12 protein-coding genes are annotated in these 17,557 nt (G+C 68.0%); 8 read left to right on the forward strand and 4 right to left on the reverse strand.

Annotation, left to right across the window (positions count from 1 at the left end):
• Nucleotides 1-18 precede the first annotated feature (18 nt).
• The 3 genes from FHS97_RS17320 to FHS97_RS00330 are packed head-to-tail and all read left to right on the forward strand — an operon-like array spanning nt 19 to nt 3,019.
• Complete coding sequence (locus tag FHS97_RS17320; RefSeq protein ID WP_246346351.1) at nt 19-1,293, forward strand: extracellular solute-binding protein; 1,275 nt, start codon at nt 19-21, stop codon at nt 1,291-1,293.
• A 23-nt stretch (nt 1,294-1,316) separates the two neighbouring features.
• Nucleotides 1,317-2,171, forward strand: a complete 855-nt coding sequence (locus FHS97_RS00325; RefSeq protein ID WP_246346352.1) for a carbohydrate ABC transporter permease — start codon at nt 1,317-1,319, stop codon at nt 2,169-2,171.
• Nucleotides 2,168-3,019 (forward strand): carbohydrate ABC transporter permease, encoded by an 852-nt coding sequence (locus FHS97_RS00330; RefSeq protein ID WP_311770314.1) that lies wholly within the window; start codon nt 2,168-2,170, stop codon nt 3,017-3,019. Before FHS97_RS00325 ends, FHS97_RS00330 begins: the two co-directional genes overlap by 4 nt.
• On the opposite strand, the gene FHS97_RS00335 is transcribed toward FHS97_RS00330, so the two are convergent.
• Nucleotides 3,009-4,046 carry an ABC transporter ATP-binding protein gene (locus FHS97_RS00335; RefSeq protein ID WP_343053333.1) on the reverse strand — a complete coding sequence of 346 codons (1,038 nt, stop codon included), beginning with the start codon at nt 4,044-4,046 and terminating at the stop codon, nt 3,009-3,011. The genes FHS97_RS00330 and FHS97_RS00335 overlap by 11 nt on opposite strands.
• A 174-nt stretch (nt 4,047-4,220) precedes the next feature.
• The gene (locus FHS97_RS00340) at nt 4,221-6,020 is read right to left on the reverse strand and encodes an NPCBM/NEW2 domain-containing protein (RefSeq protein ID WP_184032330.1); all 1,800 of its coding nucleotides are present in this window, start codon (nt 6,018-6,020) and stop codon (nt 4,221-4,223) included.
• Nucleotides 6,021-6,264: 244 nt separating this feature from the next.
• Between FHS97_RS00340 and FHS97_RS00345 the strand changes: the two genes are divergently transcribed.
• The 5 genes from FHS97_RS00345 to FHS97_RS00365 all read left to right on the forward strand — a co-directional run bounded on the left by FHS97_RS00345 (nt 6,265) and on the right by FHS97_RS00365 (nt 13,692).
• Nucleotides 6,265-7,080, forward strand: coding sequence for an IclR family transcriptional regulator (locus FHS97_RS00345; protein ID WP_184032331.1), 816 nt, complete (start codon nt 6,265-6,267; stop codon nt 7,078-7,080).
• A 198-nt stretch (nt 7,081-7,278) separates the two neighbouring features.
• Nucleotides 7,279-10,356 (forward strand): family 78 glycoside hydrolase catalytic domain, encoded by a 3,078-nt coding sequence (locus FHS97_RS00350; protein WP_184032332.1) that lies wholly within the window; start codon nt 7,279-7,281, stop codon nt 10,354-10,356.
• Between the two features lie 458 nt (nt 10,357-10,814).
• Nucleotides 10,815-11,747, forward strand: a complete 933-nt coding sequence (locus tag FHS97_RS00355; RefSeq protein WP_184032334.1) for a lysylphosphatidylglycerol synthase domain-containing protein — start codon at nt 10,815-10,817, stop codon at nt 11,745-11,747.
• Between the two features lie 17 nt (nt 11,748-11,764).
• Nucleotides 11,765-12,610 carry an undecaprenyl-diphosphate phosphatase gene (locus tag FHS97_RS00360; protein WP_184032336.1) on the forward strand — a complete coding sequence of 282 codons (846 nt, stop codon included), beginning with the start codon at nt 11,765-11,767 and terminating at the stop codon, nt 12,608-12,610.
• Nucleotides 12,611-12,618: 8 nt separating this feature from the next.
• Nucleotides 12,619-13,692: an endonuclease/exonuclease/phosphatase family protein gene (locus FHS97_RS00365; protein ID WP_184032338.1), complete on the forward strand. Its 1,074-nt coding sequence runs from the start codon at nt 12,619-12,621 to the stop codon at nt 13,690-13,692.
• A 19-nt stretch (nt 13,693-13,711) separates the two neighbouring features.
• On the opposite strand, the gene FHS97_RS00370 is transcribed toward FHS97_RS00365, so the two are convergent.
• Nucleotides 13,712-14,719 (reverse strand): zinc-dependent alcohol dehydrogenase family protein, encoded by a 1,008-nt coding sequence (locus FHS97_RS00370; protein ID WP_184032340.1) that lies wholly within the window; start codon nt 14,717-14,719, stop codon nt 13,712-13,714.
• Between the two features lie 107 nt (nt 14,720-14,826).
• Complete coding sequence (locus FHS97_RS00375) at nt 14,827-17,424, reverse strand: glycosyl hydrolase 115 family protein (RefSeq protein WP_184032342.1); 2,598 nt, start codon at nt 17,422-17,424, stop codon at nt 14,827-14,829.
• Nucleotides 17,425-17,557 lie beyond the last annotated feature (133 nt).

Here is a 17,557-nt window from a genome sequence, read left to right on the forward strand (position 1 = left end):
CTGTCACAAGCTTGACGCATGAACGATCGCGCAGGGGAGGGATGGACGAGACGTCGCGCTCTGCAAGCGCTGTCGTGCGCCAGCACGGCGACGCTGCTCCCCGGCTGCACGTCGCGCCGCGATCCGGAGGCGCTGACCTTCTGGGCGACGGGTTATGAAGGCGATTATGCCCCGCATCTGATGACCGCCTTTTCGGCGCGTACCGGCATACCGGTGGAGACGCAGTCGCTGCCGGGCACTGCCGCACATGAAAAATACCTCACCGCTCGCGCCGGCGCGTCGCTGCCCGACGTAATGATGCTGCCGTCCGGATGGGCCGGCGAATTCGCGATGATCGGCGCGATCGCTCCGCTCCCCGATCCCGCGCTTGCGCAGGACACCTTTCCCGGCGTGATGCGCCCGCTGACCTACGAGGGGCGCGCCTTCGCCATGCCGTGGTCGGTCGGCAGCCAGGTCCAGTTCTACCGTCGCGATCTGCTGGGTGAGGTCGGGTACGATACGGCCCCGACGAGCTGGGAGGGCTGGCGCGATCTGGGCGCCAAGCTGAAGCGCCGGCATCCCGATCGCTACACGATGCTGATGTTCCTGAACTGGTGGGACACGCTGATAACCTTCGCGGGACAGGCCGGCGCCTATCCGCTCCGCGACAACGACACGCGCGGCCATTTCCGGACGCCTGCCTATCGCCATGCGCTGGCATTCTATGTGTCGCTGTTCGCGGACGGCTATGCCCCGCGCGTCTCGTCGAACGAGCTGCAGGACCCGCTGGCCGCTTTCGCGCAAGGCTGGTTCGCGATTTATCCCAACGGCCCGACGCTGCTGACCGACCTGCACCGCCGCACAAGCGAAATCGCGGCCGGCGCGTGGGGGGTAGCGCGAATGCCCGGCCCCGGAGGACCGGGGGCAGTGTCCGCGATCAACAACAGCATCGCGGTCTCGACGACGACCAGACGACCGGCCGAGGCATGGGCGCTGGCGCGGCATCTGACCTCCGTGAGCAGCGAGCTGCGCTTTCAGCAGATGATCGGCGTGCTGCCAGCGCGGCGCAGCGCGTGGCGAAGCGCGCAGCTTGCCGGCCCCGTCCTCCGTCCGTTCGCCGAGCAGGTGGAACAACCCGCAATGCAACCGACGATCGTCGAATGGGAGCGGATCCGGCTCGAGGTGCAGATCATCGCCGAGCGGGTGGTGCGCGGCGGGCTGACGATCGACGAAGGGCTGGCGGCGATGGACGCGCGGGTCGATGCGCTACTCGCGCAGCGGCGTCGGCTGGTCGCGGCGGGAAAGATCGCGTGACCCGGCAGGAACGATCCGCCTGGTTGTTCGCCGCCCCCGTGCTGGCGGTGATCGCGCTGGTGTTTGTATTGCCGACGCTCCTCGCGCTCGGGCTGAGCGTCACCGATTACAGCATCTATGCGCTGGCGGACTGGTCCAATCTGCGCTTCGTCGGCTTCGGCAACTTCACCGACCTGCTCGCCACGCCGCTCTTCTGGCGTGCGCTCGGCAATACCGCGGTCTTCGCTGCGCTGGGGGTACCCATGGCGATCGGGACGTCGCTGTTCACCGCGTTGCTGCTCAACGATGCGACCGTGCGCTGGAAGCCACTGTGGCGAGTGGCGCTGTTCGCCCCCTATGTCACCGGTATCGTGGCGACCGCGGTGGTGTGGCGTTTCCTGCTCAACACGCGCTTCGGTCTGCTGAACTGGCTGCTGGCGCAGATTGAAGTGGCGCCGGTCGACTGGCTCGGCGATCCGCGCTGGTCGATCCCGGCGATCCTGCTGTTCGTCACATGGAAGGTCTTCGGCTATAACATGATCGTCTTCACCGCGGCGCTGGCGACGGTGCCGCAGGATCTGATGGAGGCGGCACGGCTCGACGGGGCGGGGGCGTGGACCCGGTTCCGCCACGTCACCTTGCCCGCCATCGGCCCGACCCTGTTGCTCGCCACGGTCCTGAGCGTCGCGGGCTTCCTGCAACTTTTCGCCGAGCCCTATGTCATGACGCTGGGCGGGCCGTCGCAATCGACGGTCACGATCCTGTATTTCATGTTCGACGAGGGGTTCAAATGGTGGAACCTCGGACAGGCATCGACGGTGGCGTTCGTCCTGTTGCTGCTGATCCTGTCGTTGACGCTGATCCAGACGCGGATAGGGCGCCGCTACGAATGGCTGTGACGCCGCTTCGCCTGCGCGCGATCGTCCTCAACGCGCTCATCGCGGCCGTGACCTTCGTCACGCTGGTGCCGTTCGTGTGGATGGTCACGGTGTCCTTCATGCCGCGCTACGAATCGAGCCGCTACCCGCCGCCGTTCTGGCCGAGCCGGTGGACGCTGGAGAATTATCACGAACTGCTCACGCGCCGGCAATTTGACGGCGCGTGGTTCGATTACCGGATCCTGCCGGCCATGGGGAACAGCCTGCTGGTCGCGGCGATCTCCACGCTGCTCGGGCTCGTGCTGACCGTCCCGGCCGGCTATGCCTTCGCCAAGCTGCGCTTTCGCGGACGCGAGCGGTTGCTCAAGCTGCTGATCGCCAGCCTCGTGGTGCCGGGGCAGGTGGCCATGCTGCCGTTGTTTCTCATCTTTCGTGAACTCGGACTGGTCGACAGCTATGCCGGGGTGATCCTGCCCAGTCTCGCCGGGATTTTCGCGGTGCTGTTCGTCCGACAGGCTACGTTGGGAATTCCCGACGAGATGATCGACGCCGCGCGGCTCGACGGCGCGGGAGAGGTTCGGATCTTCGTCTCGATCGTGCTTCCGCTGCTAATGCCGATCACGGTGACGCTCGCCCTGTTCATGTTCCTCGGGAGCTGGAACGACTTTCTCTGGCCGCTGATCGTCTTGTCCGACCAGCATCATTATACGTTACCGGTCGCCGTCGCCGCGATCTCGCGCGAACATGCTGCGGACGGCGAATTGATGATGGCCGCCGCGGTGGTCACGACGCTGCCGGTGCTGATGCTGTTCCTTGCACTTCAGCGTTATTATATCGGCGGCTTGCTGGGTGGCAGCATCAAGGGCTGAGCTGTGGAAGAACGCGGCCGTCTTCGCCGAAGACGTGGAGCCGCTCCGCGATCCCGCGGAAGGCTAGCGTCTGGCCGAGCGCGATGTGGCGGTCGGCGGGCAGTTGTGCGACGATTGTCGAGCCCATGCCCGGCGATCCGAGATGCGCGAACGACAAGGGACCGAGCCGCTCGAACAGCTCGACCGCGCCGGTGAACGGCCCGGCCGCGTCGGCGACGAGATGCTCGGGCCGGACGCCCAACGTCACTGGCTGGCCGGTCTCGCCCGCAACCGGCACCGGCACGAACGCGCCGCTCGGCAGGCGGACGCCGACGGCGTCGGTACCACCTGCCTCGATCGTGGCGGGGAGCAGGTTCATTCGCGGCGATCCGATCGCGCGCGCCACCGCCAGCGTCGCGGGCGCGTCGTACAAGGCGAGCGGCGCACCGACCTGCTCGATCCGGCCGGCGTTCATCACGACGATGCGGTTCGCCAGCGTCATCGCCTCCACCTGATCGTGCGTCACGTAGATCATCGTCGCCGCGAGCTGGCCGTGCAGGCGCGCGAATTCGTGGCGCATCCGCACGCGTAGATCGAGGTCGAGGTTCGACAAGGGTTCGTCGAGAAGCAGCACCTTCGGCTCGCGGACGATCGCGCGCGCGATCGAGACGCGTTGCCGTTGCCCTCCGGACAGTGCGCGGGGTCGCCGCGACAGCAAGGCGGTGAGGCCGAGCGTCTCGGCCACCGCGCCGACCCGCTCGGCGATCTCGGCGCGCGACATTCCGGCGACGCGGAGCGGAAAGGCAATGTTTTCGGCGACGGTCAGATGCGGATACAGCGCGTAGGACTGGAACACCATCGCCAGCCCCCGATCGGCCGGCGCGGCATCGGTGACGTCGCGCCCGTCGATCAGGATGCGGCCGCTGCTCGGCGCCTCGAGTCCGGCGATCAGCCGAAGCAACGTCGATTTCCCGCACCCCGATGGTCCGACGATCGCGACGAACTCGCCATCCTCGATCGAAAGATCGCTCGGGGCCAGTGCGGTCACCGGCCCGAAGCGTTTGCTTACATCGCTGACGACAACATCTGCCACCTGACACCCCTCGAACGCCGGGAACACCGCTGCGCCGCCAACGCACGGCGACGACACCGATCCATAACGAACAAAGGGCGCGTGTCGACGCGTCGAAGCGCGCCATCGCCCGGCGACGGGTGGAGATATTTACGACCGGGACGTTGCGCGCCTCACGAATCGAACGTCGTGCCAGGCGAATTGCGTGCTGCCGTTCGCCGCGGGTGGCGCGATCAATTCGAGCTGCTGCGCGCCGCGGACATGAAGCACGACCGGATGCGGCTGCTGCGACGCGACCCCCTCCACCAGCGTTCGCCCATCGACGCGGATCGCGAAGGGGCCGGTCGCCTTCCCGAGCGTCCGTGGATCGAGCGACACGCGATCATAGCGGCCGGCGAGATCGATGCGGAGGCGCGATCCCGCCGTCACGCCGAGGCCGGCATGATCCTGCGCCCCGTTGCGCATCAGCGGCTGGCCGTCGGGACGGAAGCCGATCTGCGCGAGAACCCATTGTCGCGCCGGGGTGCGGTCCGGGGCCTTATACCCCTCGTCGGCGACGTCGAAGCGCGCCGGGAGGTCGGCGGCTCGGTCGACATCGTCCTCGGCGGGCCGGCCTTCCACCTTCAGCAGGGCGGTTTCCTGTGGTGCCAGCTCGACGCTGATCCGTCCGTTGCTCACTCTGCGCGACGCACCGCTCCACAGATCGCGCAGCGTCGTCGGCGCGGTCGAGGACAGGCCAAGGTCGGCGAGGTCGACTGCCAGCGTCAGCGATGCTCTGCCGCGGTTGACGAGCGCGACCGCCTTGTGCCCGGTCGTGGACAGCGCCTTGGCCAGAACTTCGCCGTCGCCGGCCCGCGATATGACCACGCCCTGGTTCCCGGCCGCGTCCTGGTCGACCGCGATCACGTCGCGGTTGCCGATGATCGCGGCGATGCCCGGTGTCATCCGCCGCAGGTCGTTGCCGAGGATCAGCGGCGCGGCGAGCACCGCCCACAGGCTCATGTGCGCGCGCGCCGCGACGAGATGCTCGCCATCGAACGCGCCGTTTCCGACCTCCAGCATGTCAGGGTCGTTCCAATGTCCCGGCCCGGCGAACAGCGCACGCGATGCGGCGCTGTCGAAATTGAACAGCATCGCCTCCCAGGTCGGCGCGATGTCGAAGCTGGTCCGCGACATCTGGCCGTAACGACGCGCCCAGTCGTTCACATCCGCCTGTCCCCAGGCGCAGATCGACACCAGCGGCGTCCGCCCTTGCGCCGCGCGACGCACCGCGTCGGCGAAGCTGGCATATTGCCGCGCCAGCTCGGCGGCATTCGAGCGCGCGGGCTGCTCGCGGACGATCAGCGGCGGGAATGCCCGGAACGTGCCATTTTTCACCTCGGGCACGTCGGGGCCGTAATCGCCGACTCCGCAGGCGTCGACCTTGATGAAGTCGAACCCCCATCGGGCGAACAGCAAAGCTGCGTCCTGCGCATGATGCCCATAAGCGCCGACCTCGCGCTGACGGACGTTGCCCACCGGCAGATTGGGGGTGTGCGGTCGCCAGCGTTGCGAACAGGTGTTCCGTCCGATGTCGGTGTAGATGCCCGCCTTCAACCCCATCGCGTGGAGGCGGTCCACGAACGGACGCAGGCTGGTGGTGCCGTCGGGCAATGCCGCGGACGGATAGATACCGGTGCGGACCTCGATGGTGTCGTGCTCGCGACGAAGCCACCAACCGTCGTCGATGTTGACGTGATCGTAGCCGAGCCGCGCCAGTCCGTTCGAAACCAGCAGATTAGCCTGCGCCATCACCTCGGCCTCGCCGTAGTTCAGGTCGAAGGCGTTATAGGGGTTCCATCCCATCGGCGGGATTGGTGCCGCGACCTGCGCCTGCGCGGCGGTCGCGGTGAGGATCATCGCCGCACTGATGGCTCGCAGCACCTGCTTCATCCCGTTGTCAAGCTTCACCCGTGCCTCTCCCCCTTGTCATCCGGCCGAACCCTGTTGTCGGCAAGTGGCCGGCAACAGCCCGGATACACTCGTCACGGCCCGCTGTCCTGTCGTTCCCGGACGCCGACCCTAGCCACTCCGGACGCGCGCACCATCGTTGGCTGACCCACAACGGCTACCCCCTTGGCGCTGGCTGCGGATCATAGGATAAGGACAGCTCCGATGGCGCGCGCGCGGCGTTTCCCGGTGAAGAAAGGTTCCGATGCCCCGTCGAAACGCCTCGTCCGATGATGACATCCTTGCACCGGCGGCGATCGGGGCGGGCAGCCAGACGTTGATGCGCGGGCTCGACGTGCTGGAAGCGCTCGCCGAGGAGCAGCTCACCGTCGGCGAGCTGGCGGAGAAGGTGGGGCTGAACAAGAGCACCACCTATCGGCTGGCTTCGGCGCTGACCGATCGCGGCTATCTCGCGGCGACCCCGCGCGCGGGATATCGGCTGGGGCCGCGGCTGCTGGCGCTGGGATCGGCGGCGCGCGATCAGGTCGATCTCGTCCAGGCGGCGCGGCCGATCATGGAGGAGCTCGCTGCGCTGACCGAAGACACAGTGCACCTTGGCGTCCTCGACGCCGATCAGGCGCTGTATCTCGACAAGGTGCCGGGGCGGCGGCGCGTCATCGTGTCGAGCCGTGTCGGCGATCGTCATCCGCTGACCTCGACGGGGCTCGGCAAGGCGCTGATGCTCGATCGCGATCCCGACTATTGGGCGGCGCGGCTCGACGCGGAGCAGGGCAGCGACGCGCGGCGCTGGAAGACGTGGCAGCAGCGGATGACAGACTATCGGGAATGGGGCCGCGCCTTCGACCTCGAAGAGAATGAGGATCGTATCCGCTGCGTCGCTGCCCCGATCCGCGACGTGCACGACCGGATCGTCGCGGCGATCAGTGTTTCGGGTGCGGCGCATTATATGGAAGATGCGCGCATGGCCGCGCTGAGCAGCGACGTGCTGGCAGCGGCGGCGCGGATCAGCGCTGCGATCGGGCATCAGCCTGCCGGCGCAGGCAAGCGCCAGAAAAGCTGACATCCATATCATGGACATTGGTTCAAATCGTGGATAGGATCACCTGAACGACAAAATGCTCGCGTGGGTGCGTCCGCGGAGCATACGCCGCGCGATCGACGGGCGGCGGTCAGGGAGGTGAAGTTGGTACCGAGGCGACGTTCCGTTCTGCTGGGGGCCGGTGCTGGCCTCGCGTTGCTCCCGACGCATGTCGGCGCCGTGGCCGCGACGGCCGAGGTGCCGGCGTGGGGCGTCGATGGCCTGTTGACTGGTGGGCTGTGCAACCCACTGGGGCTGCACGACCTTCCGCGCCTGTCGTGGCAGCTTCGCTCCAGCCGCCGGGGCGCGCGACAGGTCGCATGGCGGATCGGCGTGGCTTCGTCGCAGGCGGCAGCTGCAGCCGGGCGATACGATCTGTGGGACAGCGGACGCGTCGCCGGGGAAAAGTGCTTCGACGTCGCTTACGCCGGCACCCCGCTCGCTTCGCGGCAGCGGGCGTGGTGGCGGGTCACGGCCTGGGACGAGCGCGGCACGGGCGCGACCTCACCGGTCGCGTTCTGGGAAATGGGGCTGCTGACCCCGGGCGACTGGTCGGCGGCATGGTTGTCGGCGGAAACTCCGGCGCAACGCGAGGACCGCGCGACCGGGCTGGCGTGGCGGGCTGGCCCCGTGGCGAAGCGTGGTGAGCAGGTGGCGTTCCGGCTGCGCTTCGACGCGCCACAGCACGGTGAGATGACCGCGTTGATCGGCTGCGGCGGCAATTGCCGCGTGCGGCTCGACGGCGCCGAGATCATCGCGCCCAAACGCGGCGGCTGGGGCTCGCCCGGGCCACGCAGCGCCTTGGTGCCCGTCGCGGCGGGGGCGCATGTTCTGACGATCGAGACGCGCGCGCCCGGTGACGTAGCGGCACAAGCCGCTGCGCTGCTGCGCCTGACCCTGCGCGACGGTCGCACGATCCGCATCGGCGGGGAGCAGCTCGAGAGCCGTATCGGGGCGGTCGTTGACAGCGACTCCGGGTGGTCGCCGACCAGGGCGGCAGCGGGGCAGGCGACGATGCCGGCGCGCGCCGCGACGTTGTTGCGCCGGCCGTTCCGCGTCGCCGGGCGCGTCGCCTCGGCGCGGCTCTATCTGACCGCGCTCGGCATGTATGAGGCCGAGCTCAACGGCAAACGGCTCGACGATGCGCTGCTGCGGCCCGAGTTCACCGACTATCGCAAACACTGCCTTTATTGTGTCGAGGATGTGACCGACACGCTGGTGCCCGGTGACAACGTGCTGGGCGTGCATGTCGCGGATGGCTGGTACGGCAGCTATATCTCACCGGACGGCCGGTATTCCTACGGCGAGCCGCCGTTGCGGATCTTCGGTCAGCTCGAGATCCGTTATGCCGACGGGCGCATGCAGACCGTCGCGACGGGGCCGGGCTGGGCGGTCGCCGAGTCGCCGATCACCAGCGCGACGATCTACGATGGCGAACTCTATGACGCACGGCGCGAACGGGCCGGGTGGAGCCGCGCCGACTACCGACCGGACGGCGACTGGTCGCCGGCGGTATCCGCCGAGGCTGCGACCGCCGCGCTGGTCGCGGCGACCGTGCCACCGATCCGCCGCAAGGAGCGGATGCCGGCGCAAGCGATCGCGACGCTTGCCGATGGCGCGTCGGTGATCGACTTCGGGCAGAATTTTACCGGCTGGACGCGGATCGCGCTATCGGGCCGGCGTGGCCAGACGATCCGGCTGCGCTATGCCGAGCTGGTCAACCCGGACGGCAGCGTCGACCAGAGCAATCTGCGCGCCGCCGATGCCACCGATCACTATACGTTCGCAGGTGACCGCGTCGAGCGTTACGAGCCGCGCTTCACTTATCACGGCTTCCGCTACGTGCAGGTCGAGGGGCTGGAACGACCGATCACCGCCGCCGAGATCACCGGCATCTCGATCCGCAGCGACCTGCCCGAGACCAGCGACCTGCAGCTCGGCAGCTACGTCCCGCAACGGCTGTGGCAGAACAGCCGCTGGAGCCAGCGCTCTAACTTCACCGGCATCCCGACCGATTGCCCGCAGCGCGACGAGCGGCTTGGCTGGACCGGGGACGCACACGTCTTTTGGGATGCGGCCAGCTTCAACATGGACACCGCCGCGTTCACGCAGCGCTTCATGCGCGACATGCGTGACGCACAGCGCGACAGCGGCGGCTATTCGGACATCGCCCCGGTTGCGCGCCACGACCATTTTGCCGAGCCGGGCTCCTCGCCGGGCTGGGGCGACGCCGGGGTCGCGCTGCCGTGGACGGTGTGGCAGCGCTATGGCGATACCGGGATCATCGACCAGCATTGGACGTCGATGGCGCGCTTCCTAGCCTCGATCGAGGCCGACAATCCGGACCTGGTCTGGAGCAAGGCGCGCGGGGTGGATTACGGCGACTGGCTCGCGCTGGACGCGGTCAACCCCGGCGACCCGACCACGCCCAAGGATCTGATCGGCACCGCCTTCTGGAAAGGTGCGGCCGACCAGATGGCCGACATGGCGCGCGCCAGCGGGCGCGCGGCGGAAGCGGCGCGCTATGCGGGGCTCGCCGGCAGGCTGGGTGACGCGTTCCGGCGCAGCTTCGTGAAGGCGGACGGCACGATCGGGAACGGCTCGCAGACCGGCTATATTCTCGCGCTGCATTTCGATCTGCTCGCGCCCGGCGCACGCGCGGGTGCGGCGGAGCGGCTGGTGGCCGACATCCGGCGGCGCGGCACATTGCTGTCGACCGGGTTCCTCGGCACGCCCTACAGCCTCGACGTGTTGGCGGATGCGGGGGAGATCGCACTGGTCTACGACCTGTTGCTGCGCACCGAATTTCCGTCGTGGGGCTATATGATCGCGAAGGGCGCGACCACCACCTGGGAACGCTGGAACAGCGACGCGGGCGATCGGTCGATGAATTCGTTCAACCATTATGCGCTCGGCGCGGTGGTCGGCTTCATGTTCCGCCGCATCGCCGGGATCGCGCCGACTGCGCCCGGCTTCACGCGCTTCGACGTCCGTCCGCTGCGCGACGCGCGCATGTCCTCGGCGGGAGCGACCTACGACTCCCGGCTCGGACGGATCAGCACGCGCTGGAAGGAGGACAAGGACCGCTTCTCGCTCGACCTGACGGTGCCGGTCGGGAGCGTGGCACGCGTCCATCTCCCCGCAACCCAAGGTGCGCGGGTCCTCGAAGGCGGCAGGCCCATGCCCGTCGAACAGCGCACCGCCGAGGAAGCCGTCCTGAGTGTTCCGGCGGGCACCTACCGCTTCGAAGTCGGCTGATCGACGGTCGGGCGCGATCAGGGCAGCCATCCGCGCGCACGGCGGCCTCGGCGCGGAGTGGTCAGGCGTCCGGCTCTTCTTCTGCATGATGGTGAGCGCTGAGGGCAGCGGATCGGCTTCTGCTTCTGAGTTTCGCGCTTGGCGTCGATCATGATCTTCGATGCTACATGGACTTTCTTTTGTGCGGCGTGGGGTGCCCCCAAATGGCTGCGTCTCGGATGAGCCGCCATCGCTTCTTTCGCCGGCACCCCGGTTGTCGGCAGCTATCGGAACAATCTTCGTGGCAGGCTCACAGACAGACCTGCCCCGAGCGACCATCTCACATCGACAGCGGGGCAGACTTTGCCCCCGAATAGGTGTAGCGCACCCCGCATGACGGCTTTTGACAGCGCCGCTTGTCCGGCTAGATGGGTGCGCCCTGCCTGCATCCTGGTGTCCTGAGCTTCTCCCACGTGTCCTTGCGTCATCTTCTGGTCGTCGCGGCGACGATCGCCGTGCTGGCGGTCTCGGGGGTGGCGCTGCATCACCTGCTCGCGGGCATCGTGTGGAACGATGTCGTCACCGCTGTTCATGCGATTCCGACGACGGCACTCGCCCTGTCGGGGGTGCTGACCGCCGTCAGCTATTTCATCCTGACCGGCTTCGACGTGCTCGCACTCCGGCTGGTGGGGCGACGCGTTCCCTATCCGGTCACGGCGCTGGCAGCCTTCACCAGCTATATCTTTAGCCACAATCTCGGGTTCGCCGCGCTGACCGGCGGCGCCGCGCGCTACCGCATCTACGGCCGGCACGGCGTGCCGCTGGGCGACGTCGGGCAGATCATGATCGTCGCGGGGGTGACCTTCTGGTTGGGCGCCTTCCTGCTGCTGGGGCTGGCGTTCGTCGTCCTGCCCGATCTTCCCGCGATCGGCGACCGCGCGGTGCCGCCCGCCTTCCAGACCGCCGCGGGACTGGCGACGCTGGCCCTGCTCGCCGGCTATATGATCGCGCTCGCCATTCTCGATGGCCGCTCCGTCCGGCTGTGGCGCTGGCAGGTCCGGCTGCCGACCTGGCGCATGGCGATGGCGCAGTTCGCGCTCGGCACGCTCGACCTGCTCACCGCGACTGCCGTTTTGTTCGTGCTGCTGCCCGCGCCCGATGTCGGGCTCTATCCGCTGGTCCTGGTCGGCTATCTGCTCGCGATCATTTCCAGCCTGCTGGTCCACGCGCCCGGGGGACTCGGCGTGTTCGAGGTGGTGATGCTCGCGGCGCTGCCGCAGATCGAGCGGACCGGGCTCGTCGCCGCGCTGCTGACCTTCCGGCTCGTCTATTATCTGATCCCGCTCGCGCTCGGGGTCGTGTTGTTCGCCGGCCATGAGGTCGTGGCGTTGCGCCGGTCGCGCGACGCCTGAAGAGTTCTGGAGTATCGATGACCACCTATACCAACGCGCAATGGCTCGAGGCCGCGTTCCTCGGGCTGTTGCAGGGGCTGACTGAATTCCTGCCCGTATCGTCGAGCGCGCATCTTCGGATCGCGGGCGCGCTGCTGCCCTCGGGCACTGATCCGGGCGCGGCGTTCACCGCGATTACGCAGATCGGGACCGAAGCCGCGGTGCTGCTGTATTTCCGCCGCGACATATGGCGAATCGCGCTGGCGTGGCTGACCGCGGTGGCGAAGCGCCCCGCCACGCTGTCCCCGGATGCGCGGCTTGGCTGGCTCATCATTCTCGGGACCTTGCCGATCGCCATTCTCGGGCTGGTGCTCAAGCACCAGATCGAAGGCAATCTGCGCAACCTCTACATCACCGCGACGATGCTGATCGGCTTCGGATTGATCCTCGGGGCGGCCGACCGGATCGGTACGCGGCGGCTGACGCTGGAGCGGCTGGGCTGGGGGCATGGCCTGCTGCTCGGCTTCGCGCAGGCGCTCGCGCTGGTGCCGGGTGTCTCGCGCTCGGGCGGCACGATCAGTGCGGCGTTGCTGCTCGGTTATACGCGCGAGGCGGCGGCGCGCTATTCGTTCCTGCTGGCAATTCCAGCCGTGCTCGCCTCCGGGTTCTTCGAGCTGATCGACAGCTGGGACAAGCCGAACCCGATCGGCGGCGGACCGACGTTGCTGGCCACCGTGCTGGCCTTCGGCGTCGGCTATGCGGTGATCGTCGGCTTCCTGCGCCTGTTGCGCACGCGCAGCTTCCTGCCGTTTGTGGTCTACCGGGTCGTGGCGGGGGCCGCAGTGCTGCTGATGCTGGCAAACGGCGTCATCGCCGCGCGGTAAGGGCGAGGATGCGTCGTCTGATCGCGCTGGCAATCGTGCTGGCGAGCGCTGCCTGTACGTCGCTGCCGCCGGCGCGGGTGGCGCATGGCCCGCTGCCCGCCACGCCCGCGCCACCGATCCGGGTCGACCAGGCGCAAGGGCAGGCGAGCACCACGATCGACGTGCTGAGTTTCAACGTCGAAGGCCTCGCCTGGCCCGCCCGGCGGGGAAGGGCGCCATCGCTGGCAAAGATCGGTCGCATCCTCGCGCAGCTCAACGCGCGCGGCGCGGCGCCGGACATCATTCTGGTGCAGGAGATGTTCAGCCCCGCCGCGGTGCGCGCGCTGTCGCAGGCCGGCTATCGCTACCGGGTATGGGGACCGACGCGGACGCAAGGGCGGGTACTGACCGGCTCGGGCCGGGTGCCGGGGCCGCGTCGCTGGGGCAAGGGCGAGGCCGGCTTCCATCTGGTGGGGTCCGGGCTGGCGATCCTTAGCCGTTATCCGATCGTCGCGGCGGCGTCGGAGCCGTTCGGCAGCCGGCATTGCGCCGGCTTCGACTGTCTCAGCAACAAGGGCGCACAGCAGGCGCGCGTCATGGTGCCGGGCGTGCCGAGCGCGATCGACCTGTTCAATACCCATCTCAATTCACAGGCGGAATCGCGCGTGCCGGCGGCGCGTCACGGCGCAGCGCAGGCGCTGCAGCGCGCCGACCTCACCCGCTTCCTCGCCGCGACCGGTTCCGAGCGGCTGCCGGCGATCATCGGCGGCGACTTCAACATGGCCGGTGCGCCCGACCGGCTCGAAAAGCTCGAAGAGGCGCTGTCGCGTTACGCGATGGTCCATCGCTTCTGCGCCGCTCCCGGATCGCCGTGCGAAGTGCGGCTGTCATGGGACGGCGACGAACCGTGGATCGACACCGAAGACTTGCAACTCTTCCGCTCGGGGGCGAGCGTCACCATCACCCCGACCCGGATCGAGGCGATGTTCGACGGGACGGAAGGCCAGCCGCGGCTTTCGGATCATGACGGCCTGCGCGTGACCTATCGGCTGGCGTGGTCCGTTCCGTCACTCCCGGCGGTGCAGGATCAGCAACTTCCCTGAACGCCTTCCACTATTCAGGTCACCACGCGACCCCGATCTTGCCGAAGTGCGTCGCGCCCATTTCGTAGCGAAATGCCTCGGCCAAATCCTCGAGCGCGAACCGGCGATCGACCACGGGGCGGAGCTTGCCCTGCTCGATCGCGCGAACGAAGTCCTGCTGCTCGCTGCGGCTGCCGACGATCAAACCTTGCAGCCGCGCCTGCTTGCCCATCAGCGCAGCGGTCGGCACCTCGCCGCTGGCGCCGGTCAGCACGCCGATCAGCGAGATGTGACCGCCGACCCGCACCGCCTCGATCGACTGCGCGAGCGTGCCCGGCCCGCCGACCTCGACGACATGATCGACGCCGCGCCCGTTGCTCCAGTCGCGGATCGCGCGCCCCCAGTCCGGCTGGCTGCGATAGTTGAGGACGTGGTCGGCACCCAAGGCGCGCGCCCGTTCCAGCTTTTCGTCCGACGAGGAGGTGATCGCGACCCGCGCGCCCATCAGCTTGGCGATCTGCAAGGCCCAGATCGAAACGCCGCCGGTGCCCAGCAACAGCACGCGGTCTCCGGCCTTCAGCTTGCCGTCGACTACCAAAGCGCGCCAGGCGGTCAGTCCGGCGGTGGTGATCGTCGCTGCCTCCACCGCGTCGAGCTCCTTCGGCGCATGCGTAAAGGCGGACGCGGGGCGGACGGTATATTCCTGTGCAAAGCCATCGATCCCGTCGCCGGGCGTCCTGCTGAAGTCACCGATCGTCGGCGCGCCGTTCTGCCAGTCCGGGAAGAAGCAGGACACGACCATGTCGCCGGGCGAAAACTCGCTGACCCCGTCGCCGACCGCCTCGACGATTCCGGCGCCGTCCGCGAGCGGAATCAACCCGTCGGCCTCGCCCATCCGCCCAGTGACGACACCCAGATCATGGAAATTGAGCGAACTGCCATGCAGCCGCACCCGCACCTCTCCCACACCCGGCCCGCCCGGATCAGGGCGCTCCTCCAGCCGCAAATTGTCGAGTGCTGCCGGGGCGTGCACGATCATCGCCTTCATTGGACCGTCTCCATCAATCATGCGCAGAACGCTGCGCCGCCCCGACCTATCCCTTCAGGACGATCATGCCCGGCGCGGCGGCACAGGCGGACGCAGGTTCGCGCTATCTAAATGGCGGTGAGGGTAAGCCTCTCGATCACGACGTTGTCGTCGACGCGCGACACGCGAATCGTATGTCTGCCGGCGCGCACCTGGCCCATGTTGGCGGTCAGCGCGACCTCATTATCGCTGACCGCAGTAGCCCATGCCTGTTTGGCGGGCGTATCCTGCGCCCCGCCGGTCGGCTCCAGTGCGGCGCGAAGGAGCTGCGCCGGACCACCGTCCAGCGCCACCGCAACCCGCACGCCCGCGCCACCGGTCGTATCGAGCGATGGCGCGAGATGCAGGGTGAGCTGCGCGACGCCGCCGACGTCGAGCGTCACGTCATAGTCGAGCGCGATCTGATCCTCCGCGCGGGTCGGCGGTCGCCCCTGCGGCAGCGCGACCATCGCGCCGCGCGTCTGGCCGAGATGCGGTATGGCGGTCCAGCGCAGTCCGCGCGCGCTGCGCGTCCGGCTGAACGCGGTCGCCTCCACCGACACGACGCCGCTCCGATCGGGCTTCGGCGCGGCGAAGCGCGGTTGCGGCGTGCGCTGCGACACCGGCGTGTCGGCGGCGACCCGCGTGATGCTCGGCATGGATTGCTGCGTCGGGTCGTTCCACGTGACGTAGCTCATATGGACCTGCGCCATCATGCCGTCCCACTTGCCGCCGTTGATACGATGGTACTGCCGGGTCAGTTCACCATCGCGGCGGAAGGTCGCCTCGACCTGATCCGCGAAATAATTGGCGCGCGGGTCGTTGCTGCGGGTCAGCTGCTCGTTCCACGCCGCAGCATAATAGAGGCGGTAGAGGTTGGCCATCGCGCCGACGGGATGTTCGACGAGCTGGAAAAAGGCATCGTGATACTCGGGAGAGAGCTCCGCACGCGCCGCCAGCATCCGTCGCTCCAGATCGTCCCATTCGGCGACCAGCGCGCCGAACTCGCCACCGTCCAGCTCGGCCGCGGTGACGCCGCCGAGCGGAAAGCTGTTCTGGTCGATCAGCTCGGGCTTTCGTCGCGCGGCATAACGGCTGTAGTCGGTGACGATCGCGCCGATCGCCGCCGCCTGCGCCGGCCCGAACGTAGCGGCGGCCCATGTGCGCGGATAGTCGGCGAGCGCCTGCGGGGTCATCGCCTCCGGATTCCATGCCATCTTCAGGAAGAAGCCGAGCGGATATTCCATCGGCTTGATATCGCCGACGTTGACGATCCACATCGTCTGCACCCCGCCGCGGTAGGCAAGATCCATCTGCTGCCAGATCTTTTCGATCTGGTTGGTGTTGATCCATTTGTAGTTGCGCGGCGCACCGACGTAATCGAAATGATAATAGATGCCGTAGCCGCCCTTGCGCGGCGCGGCGCCCGCTTCGGGAAGGCGGCGGATCTGCCCCCAATTGTCGTCCGAGAACAGCAAGGTGACATCGTCGGGCACCTTCATGCCCTTGTCGTAATAATCCTGCACTTCCTTGTAGAGCGCCCAGACCTGAGGCGTTTCGCCGGCGGGACGGCGCGTGACCTCGGCGATGATCGCGCGCTGATCGGCGACGACGCGTTCGAGCAAGTCGGTCGCGGTGCCCTCGGCCATCGCCTCGTCACCGTCGCCGCGCATTCCCACGGTGACAACCGATTCATAGCCCCGGCCGTCGCCCTTCGCCATCATCCGCTCGATGCCGCCGCGCCAGAAGGTTCGCAAATTGGCCGCATTCTTCGTATAGTCCCACGGTCCGCCGCGCGTCGGATCCTCCTTGTGGCGGTGCCATTCGGCCTGCGCGCGCAGCATCGGTTCGTGGTGCGAATTGCCCATCACCACGCCCATCGCGTCCGCCAGCACCATGCTCTTCGGATCGTCGTCGGCAAAGGCCTTGCCCCACATCGCGGGCCACAGGTAATTGCCCCTCATGCGCAGCAGCAGTTCGAAGACGTGCGCGTACATCGCCGAATTGACGCCCCCGAACTTCTTCGTCGCCCAGCCTTTCAGGCACGGGTCCTCGTCGTTGATGAAGAAGCCCCGATAGCGGACCTTGGGCTGATCGCGGTGCGAGCCGGCGGGGAACAGCACCTCGCGGCGGCGCGCCACCGGCACGTCGGCGAACCAGTGCCACGGCGAGACGCCGATCCGTTCCGACACGTCATAGGCCCCGAACACCGCGCCGCGCCGGTCGGCGCCGACGATGATCAGCGCGCGCGGCACGTTCGGCCACGGACGATCGACGACGATCTGGCGGAACGCCTCCCATCCGCCACGCAGGTCGGCGGCGGAAATCTTGCCGGCCGCCGCAAGCGCATCGATCATCGCGCTCTGGCCAAGCACGCCGACGAGGACGACCGGCCCGCGCGCGCCCGCGACCTGCTGGCGAACCGGCTGAGCGCGTATACCGGCGACGCGGGCAAGATCGCTGGCGAGGCTGGCAGCGACGTGCTGGATTGCGCTGTCCGCCTCGCGGTCGACGATCACGGTGGCGACCCGGCCGTCCTGAACCAGCGGGAAGGCGGTGCGGGGATCGAGCGGCTCTCCCTCGCGACCGGTCAATGCCGCGTGGGCCGGTATCGCGGCCAGCATCGCGCTGAAGCCAGCCGCAGAAAGCATCGCGCGCCGCGAGACCGCATCGTCGATCGCGCTCATAGCCAAATGTTCCTTACTGTTCGTGCCGGTTGGTGAAGACGAGCTTTCTTCGTCGTCATACCGGACTTGGTCCGGGATCCCGCTTCTCACTTCGACCAGCAAGAAGCGGAACCTCGGATCAGGTCCGGGGCGA

The sequence above is a fragment of the Sphingomonas endophytica genome (assembly GCF_014199415.1).
GTDB lineage: Bacteria > Pseudomonadota > Alphaproteobacteria > Sphingomonadales > Sphingomonadaceae > Sphingomonas > Sphingomonas endophytica.

Excerpts from the sequence above, each read along its gene's own strand:
- FHS97_RS17320 (WP_246346351.1), top strand. The coding sequence starts at position 19 with ATGAACGATCGCGCAGGGGAGGGATGGACGAGACGTCGCGCTCTGCAA.
- FHS97_RS00345 (WP_184032331.1), top strand. The coding sequence starts at position 6,265 with ATGCCCCGTCGAAACGCCTCGTCCGATGATGACATCCTTGCACCGGCG.
- FHS97_RS00360 (WP_184032336.1), top strand. The coding sequence starts at position 11,765 with ATGACCACCTATACCAACGCGCAATGGCTCGAGGCCGCGTTCCTCGGG.
- FHS97_RS00370 (WP_184032340.1), bottom strand. The coding sequence starts at position 14,719 with ATGAAGGCGATGATCGTGCACGCCCCGGCAGCACTCGACAATTTGCGG.
- FHS97_RS00365 (WP_184032338.1), top strand. The coding sequence starts at position 12,619 with ATGCGTCGTCTGATCGCGCTGGCAATCGTGCTGGCGAGCGCTGCCTGT.
- FHS97_RS00375 (WP_184032342.1), bottom strand. The coding sequence starts at position 17,424 with ATGAGCGCGATCGACGATGCGGTCTCGCGGCGCGCGATGCTTTCTGCG.